Source organism: Sphingomonas sp. P3_C5, assembly GCF_056402635.1.
The window spans coordinates 143,530-161,082 of record NZ_JBFUHA010000004.1; the positions used below are offsets into that span (position 1 = coordinate 143,530).

General features: G+C 60.9%; 13 protein-coding genes. 3 read left to right on the forward strand and 10 right to left on the reverse strand.

The window, feature by feature from the left end:
• Positions 1 to 26: 26 nt before the first annotated feature.
• The gene (locus AC1DVS_RS11855; RefSeq protein WP_478023211.1) at positions 27 to 1,439 is read right to left on the reverse strand and encodes an O-antigen ligase family protein; all 1,413 of its coding nucleotides are present in this window, start codon (positions 1,437 to 1,439) and stop codon (positions 27 to 29) included.
• A 170-nt stretch (positions 1,440 to 1,609) separates the two neighbouring features.
• Here AC1DVS_RS11855 and AC1DVS_RS11860 point away from each other — a divergent pair, with 170 nt between their 5' ends.
• From AC1DVS_RS11860 to AC1DVS_RS11870, 3 genes are all read left to right on the forward strand, one after another.
• Entirely contained in the window at positions 1,610 to 2,458 is an 849-nt protein-coding gene (locus AC1DVS_RS11860) for an FkbM family methyltransferase (protein ID WP_478023212.1), read from the forward strand.
• 105 nt (positions 2,459 to 2,563) lie between these two features.
• Entirely contained in the window at positions 2,564 to 3,697 is a 1,134-nt protein-coding gene (locus AC1DVS_RS11865; protein WP_478023214.1) for a glycosyltransferase family 4 protein, read from the forward strand.
• Positions 3,698 to 3,910: 213 nt separating this feature from the next.
• Complete coding sequence (locus AC1DVS_RS11870; RefSeq protein ID WP_478023216.1) at positions 3,911 to 5,437, forward strand: hypothetical protein; 1,527 nt, start codon at positions 3,911 to 3,913, stop codon at positions 5,435 to 5,437.
• Positions 5,438 to 5,562: 125 nt separating this feature from the next.
• Here the strand turns inward: AC1DVS_RS11870 and AC1DVS_RS11875 are convergent, their stop codons facing one another.
• From AC1DVS_RS11875 to AC1DVS_RS11915, 9 genes are all read right to left on the reverse strand, one after another.
• Positions 5,563 to 7,143, reverse strand: coding sequence for an FAD-dependent oxidoreductase (locus AC1DVS_RS11875; protein ID WP_478023218.1), 1,581 nt, complete (start codon positions 7,141 to 7,143; stop codon positions 5,563 to 5,565).
• Complete coding sequence (locus AC1DVS_RS11880) at positions 7,140 to 8,108, reverse strand: aldo/keto reductase (protein ID WP_478023220.1); 969 nt, start codon at positions 8,106 to 8,108, stop codon at positions 7,140 to 7,142. The genes AC1DVS_RS11875 and AC1DVS_RS11880 overlap by 4 nt, the downstream gene beginning before the upstream one ends.
• Before the next feature lie 98 nt (positions 8,109 to 8,206).
• A complete protein-coding gene (locus AC1DVS_RS11885; RefSeq protein WP_478023222.1) occupies positions 8,207 to 9,334 on the reverse strand; it encodes a CgeB family protein in 1,128 nt (375 codons plus the stop codon).
• Positions 9,327 to 10,511, reverse strand: a complete 1,185-nt coding sequence (locus AC1DVS_RS11890; protein ID WP_478023223.1) for a glycosyltransferase family 4 protein — start codon at positions 10,509 to 10,511, stop codon at positions 9,327 to 9,329. The genes AC1DVS_RS11885 and AC1DVS_RS11890 overlap by 8 nt, the downstream gene beginning before the upstream one ends.
• A gap of 378 nt (positions 10,512 to 10,889) precedes the next feature.
• The gene (locus tag AC1DVS_RS11895; protein ID WP_478023224.1) at positions 10,890 to 11,615 is read right to left on the reverse strand and encodes a class I SAM-dependent methyltransferase; all 726 of its coding nucleotides are present in this window, start codon (positions 11,613 to 11,615) and stop codon (positions 10,890 to 10,892) included.
• 39 nt (positions 11,616 to 11,654) lie between these two features.
• The gene (locus tag AC1DVS_RS11900; protein WP_478023226.1) at positions 11,655 to 12,815 is read right to left on the reverse strand and encodes a glycosyltransferase family 4 protein; all 1,161 of its coding nucleotides are present in this window, start codon (positions 12,813 to 12,815) and stop codon (positions 11,655 to 11,657) included.
• Entirely contained in the window at positions 12,812 to 13,759 is a 948-nt protein-coding gene (locus AC1DVS_RS11905; protein WP_478023228.1) for a glycosyltransferase family 2 protein, read from the reverse strand. Before AC1DVS_RS11905 ends, AC1DVS_RS11900 begins: the two co-directional genes overlap by 4 nt.
• The gene (locus AC1DVS_RS11910; protein ID WP_478023230.1) at positions 13,756 to 15,861 is read right to left on the reverse strand and encodes a bi-domain-containing oxidoreductase; all 2,106 of its coding nucleotides are present in this window, start codon (positions 15,859 to 15,861) and stop codon (positions 13,756 to 13,758) included. The genes AC1DVS_RS11905 and AC1DVS_RS11910 overlap by 4 nt, the downstream gene beginning before the upstream one ends.
• A complete protein-coding gene (locus tag AC1DVS_RS11915; protein WP_478023232.1) occupies positions 15,858 to 17,429 on the reverse strand; it encodes a heparinase II/III family protein in 1,572 nt (523 codons plus the stop codon). The genes AC1DVS_RS11910 and AC1DVS_RS11915 overlap by 4 nt, the downstream gene beginning before the upstream one ends.
• Between the last annotated feature and the right edge of the window lie 124 nt (positions 17,430 to 17,553).

Here is a 17,553-nt window from a genome sequence, read left to right on the forward strand (position 1 = left end):
GTGGCACGAAAAAATGGAAGCGTGCCCTATGCCTTCGTTCGCTGGAGCTGTTGGCCTCCGGCGCGCGCGTCCACCTTCACTCTGCGCACTTTGAGCGACGAAGCGGAGCCGCGCCGGCCCTCCCGGGGGCGCTGCGACCTATCCGTCAGGATGGCAATGCAGAGAGCAAAGACGGTTGAAAGCGCTGCCGTGCGCAAGGGGTAGTCCACAAGTGAATGAAGCAGCACGATGAGCGTGATAAGCCCCGCCGCACGCCGCAAGCGAGTATCCGCCTCGCCTCTTTCCCTGATCGCGGCGGAAGTCCAGGCAGCGAAGAACGCGCGGGCCCACCAGAGGAGAAACGCCAACAATAGGCTGCCCCCTATGAGGCCGGTCTCAATTACTATCTGAATGTAGTCATTATGAACATTATTCAAATAATCATAGTCGAAGTTAGAAATATTCTCGTAAGATCTAAATATAGTCTCGAAGCTTCCTAATCCGGAGCCGAACGGAAAATAGTCCCATATCATTTTGAAGAATACGGGCAAATTTGATATGCGAGCATTGTTCAATTTTTCTATTTCAAGATTATGATCAAACAGAACTCCGGTGAAACCAAGGATCAGCAATAGGGTCAGAATGGCGCCGACTCCTGTAAAGCTGAGCAGCTTTCCTTTGGAGCCATAAGGAAACGATCTTGTCGGCAGCATCGAAGCACCGCCCAATATCGCGGCGATCGACAAGGCGGCCCCGGCGCGCGACTTTGTCTCGAGAATGGATATCATCATTATACCGATAGCGGTCGCGGCCAATATTGCGCCCGCACGGGCAAGATGGGGCCGTTGGACAGACAGTTCGGACAAAAGGTACATTGCCACGATAATGCCAATGCACAGAAACAGCGATTGGTGGTTCGCATTCGAGAAGAATCCGACGCTCGAATCGGAATTGGTGATCGTGTAGAAATATGCGCCACCGTCGGGGCCGGTTATCACCTGGGCCAATCCAAGGATGCCGCTGAATAGCGCCAGCACCAATATTGCCGTAAGCACCATGGCACGACCTTGATTGCTGAGCCGCAAGCCGGCCAGATAGGCAGCGACCGCAGGCGCCAGCGCGGACAGCGCATTGATCGTCCGATCCGGCGTGAGGCTTAACGCATGCGATGGACGCTCGCCCAGTAAATGATAAACGCTCGCGGCATAATCACGACCGGGAAGGGCAGTCCATATCGACCATGGCAGCGGAACGATCTGAACGACCGGAACCAGCATCAGGCAAGCCAGGAGAGCTGCAGCCGTGCGATTGAATCGCCATTCGCCAAACGGCGTTCGCCAGATAAGCCAGGCGATCGAGAGAATCGCTACGAGGCGCGCGACGAGCGGAATTCCGACGTCGGTCCGCGATGCGCCTCCGAACAAAACCGCAGTCACAAGGATCAGCAGCGCAGGTATCAATGATGGCCGGCTTGGCCCTGTGGTTTCCATTTCAAGCCGCCCTTGCACGATTCGGTCCGATCCGTAGCGCTCAGCCCACAGGACACAAGCCTTGCCTGCCACATATGCAAGACACGCGTCCAGACCATGTACGGCCTTGCTTTTGATGGAATTGCAGCTACCCGAGCGCCATGAGCTTGGATCTTGTTGTCCGCCTGCTGGGGCGCAGACGCGCATGGCGTCTCGGGCGCCGACTTTACATGGCGGCGCGTGGCGAAGTGCCGAATGACATCGCTACCAATGGCGAAGCGGCTCTGATCGGCCAGTGTATTCGGGCCTTCCGATCTTCGAACCCCGAGGAGCAAGAACGCTTCATCGCGTTCGACATCGGCGCCAATCTCGGGCTCTGGAGCAAAGTGGTGCTGCGCGAGAGCGAGGCCGCGGGGGTGCGGTGCGCCGTTGAGCTGTTCGAGCCGGTAGCGGGCGCATTCGACCGATTGGTCAGCGAATTCGGCCAAATGGAGAGCGTTCGCCTTCATCAATGCGCGGTTTCCGACCATAACGGCACCGCGCAGATGCAGATCGTAGGCGAATTCGCCGGCACCAATAGCTTGTCACCGAGCATTGATCCGAAAGCGATATCGATCGAGGTGCCGGTCGAGAGATTGTCGGATATTCGGACCCGGTTGGGAATCGGCACGATTCACCTCTGCAAGATCGATGCGGAGGGCCATGACCTGGCGATCCTTGAAGGGATGCGGGATGCATTGCTCGCCGGTGCGATCGAGGTCGTTCAGTTCGAGTATAACTGGCGCTGGCTGATGAACGGATCGACTTTGCGGGCCGTGTTCGGGCTTGCGGGAGAAGTCGGATACAGGGTCGGGCGCGTGGCGCCCGACCATTTGGAGATGTACTCGGAATGGTCTTTCGAGCACGATCGGTTCTTCGAAAACAATTATGTTCTGGTGCGCGCCGATGTGCTGCCGCGACTTTCATCGCGGGAGATGCATTGGGACGTCAGTAACGTGCTCGTGGTTTGACCCCGTCAGACATTCAGGATCAACAAAGCTATCGGCAGGAACGAGGCGCCTTGGTATCGGGGCCCTCCGCAACAACTCCTGACCGCGCTGGGGCGAGATGCATTTGTGAGTAGCACAATCAAACCTGGCGGCCGACGCGTTCTGGTCCTGCTGACGGACGCCTTCGGCGGACATGGCGGCATCGCGCTATACAATCGTGACGTACTGACAGCGCTTTGCGAAGACCCTGCGATAGCTGAGGTCGTGGCTATTCCCCGCGTGGCCAAACAGCCGATCGGCGCGCTTCCGGCGAAGCTGCGGTTCGAGCTGTCGGCGACCGGAGGGGTGGGGCGCTTCATCGCGACAGCGCTGCGACACGCGATTTTCGGCGGCGGCTTTGACATCATTTATTGCGCGCATCTCAATTTGGTGCCGATTGCCCGGTTGATCGCGAAGTTGACCAATACGCCAATGGTTCTTGCGATCTACGGGATCGAGGCGTGGGAGTGTGAACGAAGTCTCGCGCGGCGATATGCGGGAAGCCCTGATCATGTCCTGTCCATCAGCAAGGTGACGCTCGACCGCTTCCGCCAGTGGCAGCCATATCCCGAAGATCGCTGCACAATCACGCCTAATGCAATCCATCTTGAGCAGTTCGGTGTCGGTCCCAAGCGCCCGGACCTGATCGAGCGGTTCGGGCTTCAGGATCGTAAGATCGTCATGACCTTTGGGAGGTTGGCGGGCCGCGAACGCTATAAGGGATTCGACAATGTCCTGGACGCGATGCCCGCACTTTTGAAAGCCTGTCCGCAAATATGCTATCTGATTTGCGGCGACGGCGATGATCGCGGCCGTCTTGCAGAGGTGGCGGTACGCCTTGGCGTAAAAGATCATGTCGTCTTCACGGGGGCCGTCGACGAAGCCGAAAAAGCCGACATCTTCAGACTCGCCGACGTGTACGCCATGCCCAGCAGCGGGGAGGGGTTTGGCTTCGTGCTGCTGGAGGCCATGGCGTGCGGGATTCCGACAATTGGTAGCACTACGGATGGAGGTAGGGAGGCGTTGCGCGACGGGCTGCTCGGGGCGCTTGTCGATCCTGCGAATCGTCAGGGCATTGTCGATGCCGTGCTGGCGGGTCTTGCGAGACAGCGCGAGGTTCCGGCGGGCCTCGACTATTTCAGTTTCCCTGCGTTTTCGGTTCGGCTCAGTGCAGCACTTCGCAGCGTGGTAGATCGACATGTAAAACCGATGCGCCGATGATACTGCAAAGGTGGTAGACGTCGCATTCCTATCACGGGCGGCGGGGCCGATCCCTGAATCCCGTTCCCACCGTCGCGGCACCTGACGAACAGGAAGCGCGCTGGCCCCGCAGTGCCGGACAGTGGGGCGCTTGCCCATCCACTCAGCTCAGAGCTCCCGCTTGCCACCGCTACCGGCGAACTGTAGCTCACCCCACGTCAGCGGAGCGTTTCAATGAAAGTCTTGTTTCGCGTGGGGCGGGAATATGTAGCCCAGGTCGTCGCGTTTGCGGCTACACTCGCGGATCGCATCCTGCTCAGCGGCCTCCTGCTCCGGATGTGGGGCGTAGATGGATTCGCCGCCTGGTCGGTTGCCCTCGCTGCTGCAGGGTTGATCGGGATGTTTGATTTTGGAATCGCCTTGAGTTTTTCCAACCGACTGGCGATGGCTGTGGCGCGACGAGAGAGACCGCTTTCGCAACATGTCCACCGTGCAGGCAACGCGCTTGCATGCGCCGGCGCGCTGGTCGGCCTGGTTTGTATCGGCGGATGGTTCGCTCTCTTCCCAGGCGCCACCGGCAATATCCCGTTCACGGGCTCCCTGTGGCTTACCATGTTCTGCCTGAGCCTGGTCGCCGCCACTAGAATGATGACGTCAATCCAGATTGCGGTTTATCGCGCTCATCAGCAATATACGCGTCAAACCATGCTCACTGCCGCTATCGACACAACGCGCGTCGTCGTTTCTGCCGCGATCGCGATGCTTGGAGGCGGCCTTGTCGAAGTTGCCGGAGCGCAGTTTGCTACGGCTTTGTTGGGTACGCTGCTATGGACTGCCTCAAGTGGCCGCCGGTTTCCGGATTACGGCTTCAGTCTGAGGACCAGGGGACTTGATCGAGCGGAGCGAAACAGCTTGCTCATCACCTCCGTCGGGAACTGGTCTCAGAGCTTACCAAACACGCTGCTGACGCTGCTTCCATTGCTTCTGATAACAGCGTCGGGATCTCCGGTGGCGGCCGTGGCCCAATTCACCCTCATGCGGACGATAGGAAATTTCGTGCGGTCGGGTCTCCAGCTGTTTGGCGTGGTGCTCGGAATTGAATCGGCGCGACGCCTTGCGATCGACGACATGGCCGGACTTAGGAATGCGTTTCGCGAAGCCAGCATTTTCATCAGCTCCCAGACAGGCGCGGCGGCAGGGTTGCTGGCCGCTTTGGCGGAGCCTTTGTTCTCCGTCTGGACTGGCAATCCGCATCTATATAGTCCGGTTATGCTTTGGCTCGCGATCGGACCACCACTTCTGATGCCTTCTCAGGGCGTGGCCGCGAATTTCCTCGCGGCCGCTAATCGACCATGGCCGATCGTGGCCGGGCGCGCAGCTCAACTTGCGTTGACTATTTGCCTTTATTTTGCGCTACCGGTAGAAGATATCGCTTTGCGATTAATGGCGGCCTTGGCAATCGGCGAGTTATTGGGGCTTGGTATTCCGGTATCCAAGGCTGTTCATAGAATTACTGGTACTAATGGAATTGATTTTCTTCTTACCTTGGCGTCTCGGGGAGGGGGGTGCGCGGTCGCCGTCTATCTGATTACGAGGATCGTCGTAGATAGCTTGCCGGCTACGGGGCTCATGTATCTTATCTTTGAGCTCGCTACTGGGGGGGTGGCGGCAAGTGCCGTCATTCTGGCTTTCGGCGTCAGTTCGCAACGCAGAACAGCCCTTTATGGAGCCGTTAGAGCACGTGTTTCGACGGCACCTTGATTGCGGCCCGGGATTGAATGATCGCGCGCTCTCGCGTCGTCTACCCGTATCGCGGCCTTCGACGTGGGGACTTTTCCATTCGTCCGCCCGACGGTCCGGGGCGGAAGCTGAACTTGCGCGACGTCTTAACGAGGTCGTCGATCCGCTGCTAGCTCGATCTTGAGTCGGTCCACCAAGCCAATGGCAAGGGCGATAGCGGTAAATGTCGGGTTCGAATGCCCGCCGGTCGGGAACACCGCCGTACCGGCGACCGAGAGATTGTCCACACCGAATAATCGTCCGTTGACGTCGACGACCCCCTCGGCTGGGGATCGCGCCATCCGGGCGGTCCCCATCGGGTGATAGGCGTCGCGCAACGCGGTGGCGGCCGCCGGTTCCGATACCCATGGCTCCAACGCCAATGTGCCGATCCCGGCAACAAGCAGGTCCCGCTCGAGGTGGCTTGCGAACCACCGTGCTGTTTGCTCCGTCGCGGCCGTTGGATGCCAACGGATACGGCTCCGGGGAATCCCCAGAGAATCCATCGCCGTCGACAATTCGACGCGATTGCCGGCTACCGGTGCCTGTTCCACATTGACCACCAGGCCGATGGTCGACCTCGGATCATAGGCACGGCGTTCGATCGCAAGTTGGTAGCCCCAGGCCAGCAGTTGGGGGAAGGCCGGGACTGCGCCCAGCGCTGCCTTGGCGATGGCGCGGGGATCGCGCGACCGCACCGCTTCCGCCCCGCGGCGCAGCACGTCCACGCCTGCACCGGCGGAGGACTGGAAATTGAAGCCGCACGAAATGTTGAGAAGCTGGTGTTCGCGCTGCGCAGCTTCCCGCAGCGACAGGCGCACCGAATATTTCCGCCTGCCGATATGAAAGAGGTTAAACAGGCGCTGTGCGGCCCGACTGTCGACCGGGACCAGCTCGCCGATCCGACCACTTGGATGGTCCATCAGATATCGCCCGATATGCGCATGACCCAGCCCGACAGGCCGCCCGCCGCGAGCCCCCGCAGCCAGCAGTAGCCGGGCCACCTCGATCGCGCCCACCGCGAGTACGAAATGGCGGGCACTGACCCGCACTTGGCGGCCATCGAGCGATCGCGCGATCAGCTGCTCCACGTGCGCGCCGTCCGGGGAAAGCGCTATGTCGGTCACTGTCGCGTGGTAGATTAGCTGGACCGGGTCCGCGCGCTCGATCGTTCGCCGGTAGACGTCGATCAGCTTCGGATTGGGCGCCCATTTCGACACATGATAGCGATAGCGATTGGCCGGGAATCGCTGCGGCAATGCGATTTTGAAGCGGTCGAAGACATCGTGATCATAGTCGCGCTGATCAACGCCGAGGAAGTCGGCGGCGCGGGCGTAGAGCGGGGGCAATACCTCCGGGTCGATGGGCCAGCCACTATCCGGCACCCAGTCACGCTTCACAAAGTCGATCGGGTCCATCGGCAGCGCCTGCCCGCCCCAGAGGTTCGATGTCCCGCCCAGCTGTCGCGCGCGTCCATCGCTGGCACCCCCGAAAGACTCGCCCTCGACATCGCTCGACTGGAGATMGTCGATCGCCGGTTCGCGCGCCGGTCCGCCCGACTCCAGAACCACCACACGCAGCTGACTTCGCATCAGTTCGCGCATCAACGCCAATCCGATGACCCCGGACCCGACGATACAGATATCGCACGAAAGTTCGCCGTCTGCGGATGCGATATCGCTGATCACGCCGGCTGCGTGGCCAGCATCTCGACGCTCATCGTCCGAAAGGCCGCGAGCGTCTCGGCGGATGTCGTCGCCTGGGTCGCCGCGGCCGCTGTCGCCAGATGTTCGACGTTGCGCGTTCCAACCAGCACCCCGCCATCGCGGTTGGCGTCGAGCGCGGCCTGGATCAGCAGGCTCGCGACAAGTTGTCCGTCCGAAAGGTCGGTGTCCAGCCTTGTCGACCACTCGTCGCGCCGGGCGGGATCCTTCGCCAGGGCGTCGATCAACGGGCGAAGCTGGCCCTGCGTCGCGAACGCGATGATCCCGCGATGGTCCGGGTTCTGCCAACGCCCGCCACCGACGACACCATGATCGCCCTGGACCACGGAATAGATCGATGGCAGGGAGTCAAGGCTTTCACCGACATAGGCAATCGGCGAACTGATCCCGAAAGCGCGGATTTTCCCCGCGTCCCGGAGCCGCGTGGCGGCGTCGATCAGATCCTCCTGCTCGGCATCCGAACGTGTTCCGTTATGCAGGAAATAGAAATCGACATGGTCGGTGTTGAGCACCGTCAGGCTCTTCTCAAGGCTCGTCCGGCAAGCATCGGGCGTGAACAGTTTCGGCACATCGGAACTGGCCGCCAGCCGCCGCCGGACGGCGCGATCGAGGATCGGAATATGCTTCAATCCTCGCTTCACGGCTGTCAGCAATCGTCGATTTCCGAACGCCATCGGGGGCGGCATGATTCCGAACTTGGTGCTGATTGTAATCTGGTCGCGCCTGCCCCGGGCGAAACGCCCGAGAATTTCTTCCGAGAAGCCGGCGCCATATGCGCGCGCAGTGTCGAAATGCGAAATGCCGAGGTCGTGTGCGGCTGCGAGCAGCGCCAGCGCATCCTGCTCGCGCGGCATTGCGGTCAACCCGACGCATCCCAGCCCGACGGCGGAAATGTTGATGTCCGTCCGCCCCAAGTTTGCCGATTTCATCCCGCTTTCTTCCGTTCCGATTGGTCGTGTATGGATGGCTCAACGGAACTCGGGGCGTCGCTCGAGTTTTTCCAGTCGCCGGAAAAATGTTCCATCTATCACTGCGCTCCTGAAGCGTGGCCGACTGGTTCTATCGAAGCCGACCTGGCGAGCCTTGGACGGATCAATGTGTCGAGTTCCGCGGCACGAGATGCGACGCTGTAACTCGGGACACATCGCGCATATGCCCGTTGGAGCATGGCGTGGCGCTGCTCCGGCTGATCGAGGTAATAGCCAATACGCTCTATCAACTGATCCTTGGTGTCGAAAACATCAATCTCGGTGCCGACATCGAAAAGGTCGCGCACCTCCGGATTGTCGACGTGGAGCATGAAACCTCGATAGGCCGGAATCTCGAAGGTGCGGGTTGAGGTCAGATCGTGCCACTTGTCCGATATCGGCTCGTCATAATGGATCGCGAGATTGATCCGGCACTGCTGGACCGTTCGGGCATAGAAGTCGCCGAAGAGTTGGTGCCCCAGCACAAAGGGTTCAAGCTTGGTGCCCTTGGCGAGCGTTGACCAACCACTCCCGACAATGTGGATCTTCCGATCCGGGAACGCCTCCGCGACCGCCAAGAGCCACTCGAACTTGTGTGCCGAGGCGTTGCCGACATAGCCGATGTCCCATCCGAATTGATCCTCACTGAGGAACGGTCCGTCGCGGTGGATGACGGCCGAATAGCCGTGCGGGATGTGTACTACGCGATCACGACCTATGAGACCGATCAAATGTTCGACCTGAAAGTTCTTGGTCGTCGCGACAAAGTCATAATCCTGAAAAAGTTCTTCACCGAAGCCCGGATGCGTGAAGCGGACATCGGGGTAAAAATTAGCACGAAACACCCCGTGATCACCAAGTGTGCGAAGGGTGGCATGGTCAATATAGCTGCCTTTGACCGTCAGCATCAGGTCGGCATCGACATCCGATACTGCTTTCAGAATGGCACGTGCATAGGAAGCCGCACTGAACCGATGGAGAAGCCTGTTGGCTATTTTCATGATCTTGAGGTGCGAGAGCAACACGTAGTGAAAAAGATCTACTTCGGCCACGTCCCAGCCGCATGCCCGCAAGCCGGCGGCGAGATCTCGCGCCGTCGCGCCGAACCAGAAATCGGAGGCGACCACCGCGCGTGGCGCGCGCCCTGTCCGTCGGTCAGCCCCGATCAATGCCTTACCTTCATCCATGGATGACTGCTTCCATAGCCTGGCGCACCCCAAGTACGCTTTGCCTCACATCACACTCGTCGAAGATTTCGCGTGACCGGCGCGACATGCGCTCCGTCGCGGCGGGGTCATCGATGATCTGCTCGATTGCCGTCGCGAGACCAGCAACGTCTCCGCACGGGAAGATAAGCGCATTCTCCCCCGGACGCGCGATGTCGGTGGGCCCCGCCGCGCCGACACGATCGCTCAGGATAAGCGGCAATCCGACACAGGCGCCTTCGGAACAGATCAGCGGATGGGGGTCGGCCTGCGAAGGGTGCACCAGGACATCGGCGGCTGCATAGAGCGAGGGAAGCCGATCGACATTCACAAAGCCGGCAAAACGCGCGAAACCGCGGCCGGAGGCTTTTGCCTGCAGCTCCTCTGCAAGCTCGCCGTTTCCTGCAAATACGGCAAAAATCCTGGACCTTCCTTTCGCCCGGAGCAGGTCGACCGCCGCGAGAAGGTCGCCAGGCCTTTTGCGCGGCGAGAGCTTGCCGACGAACAGCGCGACCTGATCCTCCTTTTCGAGCCCGAGTTCTGCGCGCGCGCTGGCTCGGAGTGCCGCCCGGTCTTTCGCCGCGGCACGGTAGACTGCCTCGTCAATCGTGAAGGGCGATCGGAAGATACGGTCCGCCCTGGCGCCATAGGCGCGATAATAGCCTTCATTCTGGTCGCCCACCGACAGAAACGCCGAACTGAGTCCGAAAATCCGCGGGACAAGGAGATACTTCAACGCGACCTTCCAGCCACCTCTTTCCTTCAGCTGCTCGCTATCCGAAATCAGCATCGCCGGAACCGCATGGCGGCGGCACCAAAGCAGCGCGCGAACCGCGTTCAATTGGGAATAGCCATAGACCAGCACTGCATCCGGTTTGAGCGCCTTTAGCCGGCCGCCTAGTTTCGGGCTGTTCATCGAAAAGAATGTCGGCTGGCGCGCGGCGTCATCGTCCAGAAATTCATGATCATAGCCGCTCAGAAGATCCATGTTCCATGAGATATGAGAGCGCATCTCGTTGTCGTAATAGGGCTTCACGCCGATGGGCGAACCGAAAATCACCCGCAGATCGATATCGGCCTCCGCCGCGAGAGCACGGTAAAAGGCAACGAAGTGCTGGATCGGATGCGATACGATAATTACTAGGCGTCGTGGGCGCATCGGTTAGTTGCCGTGTCGGTGGGTCGAGTGCAGGATAGCGCTGTAGGAGGGCGACCAGACCCGGTCGCCCGCCTTGAGAACGGTGGGATGATCGTCCCGAAACACATAGTATCCGTACTGCCCGAATCGCCCGGGAAGGTGAGCCTTGAACGAGACTCTATGAGAGAAGTATTCGGCGGTCCTGCGCGGCAGGTTCATTCCAGAATTCCCGAAAAAATAGGTTTCATCAGACATAATTGGCCTTCGCTATGTCTGCGGCGCGGAATCGCATCGCACAGAGCGCACCGCTTTCGCGAATATATTTCTCCATGTTTGTATTTTGCTCGGCTCGGCATTCTGTTTTTGCGGCGGAAGATCGGGATGCGGACGACGTCCAGTTCATGCGGTCGCACCACTTGTCGCAGCAATTCGCTTGATCAACAGCTGCGTGACCACGGGTTCAAGATTGACGTCCGACCCGTAGAGGAAGCCCAATGTCCGCATATGCAGGTCGCGCGCCGCATATCGCGCTGCGCGCACCAACCTCGTTTGGAGCCGCCTCGCCCTCGGGCGTGCGGTACCGCCATATCGTATTGTCTCGAGCGACGTGCCCGCAGCGAGCTGGTCAATCTTGGCGCGCGAGAGCGCGTTGATATGCGTCACATCCCCATGCTGCGACGCGAGGCCGAAGGGACTCTGCCCGTTGGGATACCGCAAGATGAGGTGGCCTCCGGGCTTCAGTGCGTCGCTGATCGCCCGTAACTTTGCGGCGATGACATCTGTGGTAAGATGCTCGAACACGTCAAACGCGGCGACCAGGTCAAGCGACTCGGGCGCCAGCGCGGCGCGAGCCTCGAAATCGGCCGCTATCATTTTCAAGCCGCGCGCTTCTCCTGCTCGAGCCAGTGCAGGCGTCACTTCACTCCCCATAATCTGGGCGCCCTGCGACTCTGCCCAGCCGAGAAAGGCGCCCGTGCCGAAGCCAATTTCGAATACGCTGCAATGCCTCAACGCGATCCCGCGCAACTCGAGTGTATAGTAGGCAGCCTCATCAGCACTGGGGCTGAAGTTCGCCTCCCAGCCTTTCCAGCTGTCGTAGTTTGAGAAAATCGCCTCATTTGCCATAGGTTCCATCCGGGGTCCGTTCCTGAAAAATGTGATCTTTCAAGCTTGTGGCGTTTGAGTCATTTCTGCGATCCAGCACCTCATCGCACTCGGCGCGTCAGTTTCACGAATATATTTCTCGGCACGCGCGCGCGCGCCGGACCGCCAATGACCGGCATCGCTGGCGGACATCCCGGCAGCCAAGTCGATCGTGCGGGCAATCGCGCCGATATCGTCCAGCGGGAGGTCCCATCCCGCTTGCGCGCCCGACAGGTTTTGCCAGGGTGTCTTATCGCCGATCAGCACTGGTGTCCCGGCTGCCAGCGATTCCAGGATGGCATGCCCGAAATTCTCGCTATGCGACGGCATGAACATCAGATCATATCCGGCCAGGGTGTTGACGACAGCGCCATTTTCCAGCTCTCCGCGATACGTCACGGTCACGTTCCCGGGTAATCCGGCGATGATCTGCTGGCATCGCTTCCAATAGGCAACATCACTGATTGGGCCATAAAGGTCGAATGCGACGCTTGAGTTCACGCGCGCAAGCGCCATGCACGCGGTTTCGACGCCCTTCACTGGCGAAACTCGCCCGAGAAAGGCGATTCGCAACGGTGTTCCTGGTGCGCGCGGCGCAAAGGCGGGGAGTGCCGGAATGTCGCGGAAGTTTGCGATGTGGCGGATCGGCTCGTCGGGAAACGCCGCGCGCATGTCGCTTTCCTCCGCCGGGCTCGTCGCATGCAGGCGAACGCCGCTGAGCAGTCCGGTCAGGCGCATCGCCAGGCGATAGAATCTCTTGCGCCCGGCCTTCAGCGACAGCGCCCCTTCCGAGAACTCGCCGCGCGGAGAAAGGATTGTCGGGCGTCGGGGAATTCGGCCGAGGCGCCTCGCGATCAATGCCGGTATGGTGAACTCGCGGTCGAAAAAGCCGTTCAGCATCAGGAGGTCGTGCGGCGTCTCCCTCAGGAGCCTGGCCAGCCCCTTGGCACCCACTCGCCCGACCTCGAGGTAGTGGACGCGCATGATGCCATTGTCGTGCCATTTGCCGCTTTCAGCCATCGCGCTGTCGCTGTCGAAAGGGCGGTCCCGTGCGATGACGCGAAAATCGAAGCTGTCCGAGAGCGCCGTGCAGATTGCGCGGATCGTCTGGTTCGGCCCGGACGACGCGTTGCCGGGCCAATAGGCCCCGAGCAGAATGATCACGGTTGGCCGCTGTTTCACGAGCGCTCGACGGGGCTCAGGTCTTTGATGCCGTACCGCGCGGCCAGGTGAAGCTTGAACGCCTCGATTCCATGCTGACAGATATAGAGACGCGCCTCGTCGACTTTCGCGTCGATCAACATGAAGTTCCAGAAACCCTGCATGAAATGAAACAGGAAACCCCGTCGTCCATCGAGAAAGCCGAGCCTCAGGAAATAGCGCTGAAAGAAATATAGGACACTTCTAAGATAGAGTGGGGTGCGGGCAAAAACGATATTGCGTAGGAAGCGCTTCCATTTGGCGTGGCTGTTGGTGTCGACTTGAAGCCTTTGGTCCATCGGGAACAGTGGGTGTTCAAGATTGATGAAGTCGATCATCTGGCGCGTCGTGTACCCGTTATGCTTGTCGATCCACCAGCCGATGTCCTTGAGGTTCTCGTCGACCAGATCGCCACCCGCGACGCGAACGCGCTGGCCGCGGCTGATGACGATGTGCTCGTCCATCCAGCGCTGCTCGATCTGCCCCGCATCCGTCCGCCAGATGCGGGTCAGAAGGGTTGAGTGATAGCCGCCCCAGCGGATGAATTTGCCGCGGAAGATCACCTTGAGGCGCAGAGCGCAGGCCGTGATCTCAGCCGGAAAGCCTGGCAGCTTGTCGCGAATTTCCGCGATCAGCCCGGGTTCCAGATACTCGTCGGAATCAAGGCGCATGGTCCATTCAGTGGTGATTGCGGCGCGATCCACTCCCCACTGGAATTGTGCGGCATAATTCTTCCACACATTCTGATAAACCTCGGCACCGAGCTCGCGCGCTATCTCCACGGTTCGGTCAGTCGAAAAGCTGTCGATCACCACGACCCGTTCGACCACCGGCGTGATGCGTTCGAGGCAGCGCCGGATATGCAGCTCTTCGTTGAAAGAGAGGATAATCACCGTCACGGGCAATTTGGCCGGCGCTCCGTTCATTCGGCGGATCCGATCCCGGCGATCTCGAGCGTGGCGATGCTGACGGCGGCCAACTCGTCGAGGGAGATCGGTGGCTCGCCCGTATCCCGTGCCGCGGCGAGGAAGGCCGCGATCAGGCCTGCCTGGCCCTTGTCCTGCGCTGACGATTTGGTCGTCTTCGTCTTGCCGGCCCGCGTGACCGCCAGGCTGCGAAAGTCGTGGAGCTGAATCACGACGCCGCCCGCGAAGATCTCGATCTCCTCCTTCGCTACCGAAGGATCGCCCAGCGAGCTGTAGAGGATCGTGCCGACGGATCCGTCGGCGAAGCGCAGGATCGCCGCGACCGTGTCGCTCACGCCGTCGGGGCTGCACGCCTCCACGGATACGGGGAGGGCGCCTGCCAGGAAGGTGAGCGTGTCGACGAAATGGCAGACCTCGCCGATGATCCGCCCGCCCCCTTCAGTCCCATGAACCCAGCTATCGGAGGGTATGGCGCCCGCGTTGATGCGATATTGCATCGCGAGCGGGCCGGTACGGCCGGCAAGCGCGGCTTTTGCCGCAAGAGTCATAGGCGCGAAACGACGATTGAAACCGACGGTGAGAATGCCGGGCGATTGCCGTGCGACATCGATCACTGCCGCCAACTGCGCATGATCGAGCGCCAGCGGCTTCTCGACAAAGACGTGCTTGCCGGCCTGAAGCGCCTGTATCGCCAGTGCGGCATGACTGTCGTGCCGCGTCGCGATGAAGATGCAATCGGTCGTCGCGTCCTCGAGCAGGGCGGCGGGATCAGTCGCTGCATTGGCGAAGCCGTTCGTTTCAGCGGCACTGTGCGCGGATAGTCCGGTCGAGGTGACGACGGTCGTGAAGCGTGTCTCGCCGGCTTTCTTGAGCGCTGACATCAGCACGCCGCTGGAATAATTTCCAAAACCGATAAAGCCCGATCCGCGCATTCCTGCGGGCGCCGCATGCCGCGCTGCGATAGGGATCGATCTCGCAATCGCAGGCGGCTCGTCGGCATAGACGAGCAGGATCGCCAGATAGGGCTCGTCGGTGTCCATCAGCGCATAGGCCGCCTCGGCCTCGGCGATGGGAAAACGGTGAGTGATCAGCTTTTTCGGAGTCACGCGCCCTTCGGCGACCAGTTCCAGAAAGGCGGCCATGTTGCGCTGCTCAGTCCAGCGGACATAGGCGAAGGGATAGTCATGGCCTTCCGTTTCATAGGCCGGATCGTAGCGCCCGGGCCCATAGGACATGGAAAGCCGCAGATCGAGCTCGCGCTTGTAAAAGGGCTCGCGGTCGATCGTCATGCCGACCAGCCCGACAACGACGACGCGACCCTTCATCCGGCTGATCTCGGCCGCCTGGTTCAGCGGGTCGGATGATTTCGTCGAGGCCGTCACGATCACCGCATCGGCACCTTGGCCGTCGGTAAAGCCCCGAACGGCATCCGCAAGCGAGCTGCTGACGGCATGGTCAGCGCCCATTTCGAGCGCGAGGGCCGCGCGCGCCGGATTGGGATCGAACCCGAGAACCTTGCAGCCATTGGCCTTGAGGAGCTGCACGGTGATCTGGCCGATCAGGCCGAGGCCGGAGACTACCACGCGTTCGCCGAGCGTCGGCTGGGTAACCCGCACGCCCTGCAGGGCGATCGCCCCCAGCGTGACGAAGCTCGCCGATTCGTCGTCGACGCCGTTGGGAATGCGCACCGCCAGATGTTTGGGCACAGCATTATATTCGGCATGGTTCGCCACGGCTGCACCCGCGCATGCAACCCGATCGCCGACCGCATAGCCGCCCGCCGAGGAGCCCGCCTCGGCAATGATCCCGGCCAGGCTATAGCCAAGCGGAATCGGTTTATCGAGCTTGGCGAAAACCTTCTGGATCGTGGGCAGGATGCCCTCGTTCCGCATTTTCTGCACAGTCTTGCGGACCAGATCCGGCCGGGCCATCGCCTTGCCCGCCAGCGAGCTGCGCGCCAGGTCGATGATCTGCTTCTCCGTGCCCGCGCTGATCAGCGACACGCGGCTGGCGACAAGGTTCGTCGCACTTCCCGCGCGTGGAACCGGGGCATCGATTACGCGCAGCTTGCCGCTTCGATAATTCTGTTCGACCTGCTTCATACATCCCCCGAAACAGCGTCGGTCGACGGCGTCAACTCGAGCCGGGCTTCACTGCATCGCTCAGGCAGAGTCAAGATAAGCCGCGAAGTCCGATGCATACTGCCCATGTCCGGAAACCATGACGCCTCGACCAGAGACAGCGGCGCCGACGCTGAAATCTGCAGACACGCCGCGCCCCGCCGCAAATACGCATCATTGCCCTCGATCGATACCACGCATTCGGGGTGAAGCAATAAGCTGGACGAAGCCGGGGCAGGGTGTTCCGCCGCGATCCGGTCGGACACGACTATCCGGTCGGACGTCGCTTCGAATCGCCGGCTGACGGTCGCGTGCCAGGGATGGCGGTCATAACCGTCATGCTGCCCCTCGATCACCAGGGCCTCATTGTCGAGGCACGCTTCCGATATCGTCGCGGAGGGCCTCCGGCCGCAGCGAAACGCGCCGAAGAACTCGGCCTGGTCCTCGCCGCTGATCGCAAGGCAATTGTGGCTGGCCGTGGCGCGCGACATCCGCCGGCTGGGGCCGTCGACATATTCATACACCCCCTGATCGACGATCATGCGCTCGCCACCGACCGAAATTTCGAAGCTTCCAATGTCGCCATGCGCATGCGCGGGCAAATCATCGGCGCCGATCCGGCCCATCTTCGCGATGAGGCTGTAGCCGTCGAGATGGATGCCGTAAAAACCCGCGCGGTCCAGTTCGAAGGCGCCGGCGGGCGCTCGCGGAGATGTGCCGAAAAGCCTTTCATAGGCTGCCGCGCAAAGCCCCGGCGCATAGGCCATGGTGAGGCCTGAATCATTGAATTGCGCCGGGCCTCCGTCGGGATGGGCAAGCACCAGCACTGCGTCGGCCATGCGCGCCAGCGTGGCATCGAGCCGCCCGTCCAGCGGATCCGCCCCAAGCGCATGCCGTATTTCGAGCAGGTCGGCGAAGACCTGCGCATGATAGGAAGGCGATCTTTCGAAATGAACGCCGTCGGCCAGGATCTGGTGCTCAAGCTCCTCCCGAAGCAACGTCACGCCGAGCTTCCGCCAGCGCGCCGCCTGCTCGCCGGCGAAGAAGGCGGATGCCCATAACAGCGCCTTGATGTTCTTGATGAGATGATTGCCGCCCAGATCATGCTCGAGATTGCGTTCGAGAAAGACGATCTGCTGCGCGATCGACTGGACGATCGTCGCCGGCGCCTGGTCGTGCGTGGCCAGAAATTGCATCCACACGACCACTCGTAGCGAAACCGTGTAGCTGTTCCAGCTGTCGTGCCAGAAGCCGGCACGATAGGGTGGATTGGCGGCGATCCATTGATGGATGAGGTCGGCCCCGGCCGGGTAATCGAGCCCCTCGAGATACTCCATATAATGGAGATTCATCCGCCAGAGCTGATCCTGAGCCGTTGCGGCGGGTTCGTCCCAGGCGATCTCCTCGCCATAGTCGCGCGATCGCCCCAGAAAGGTGAAGCGCCAACCGCTCGCGAGGCGTTCGATCGCGCCAGCCCGGGGCGGAAACAGCGGTTTCGGGCGCTGCTCCGCGCAGGGCGTTGTGGCATCCAGCTTCGGGGGAAGGCGCATCGCAATCTCCCGACTTGTCCGAAGGTGAAAACGGGCGAGAATGCGCCGCGGCGGAATATAGCGGGCAAACGCGATCGCGCGCAGCAATCGACCAAAGATCGAAGGGGCCGTCATATCGCGTCTC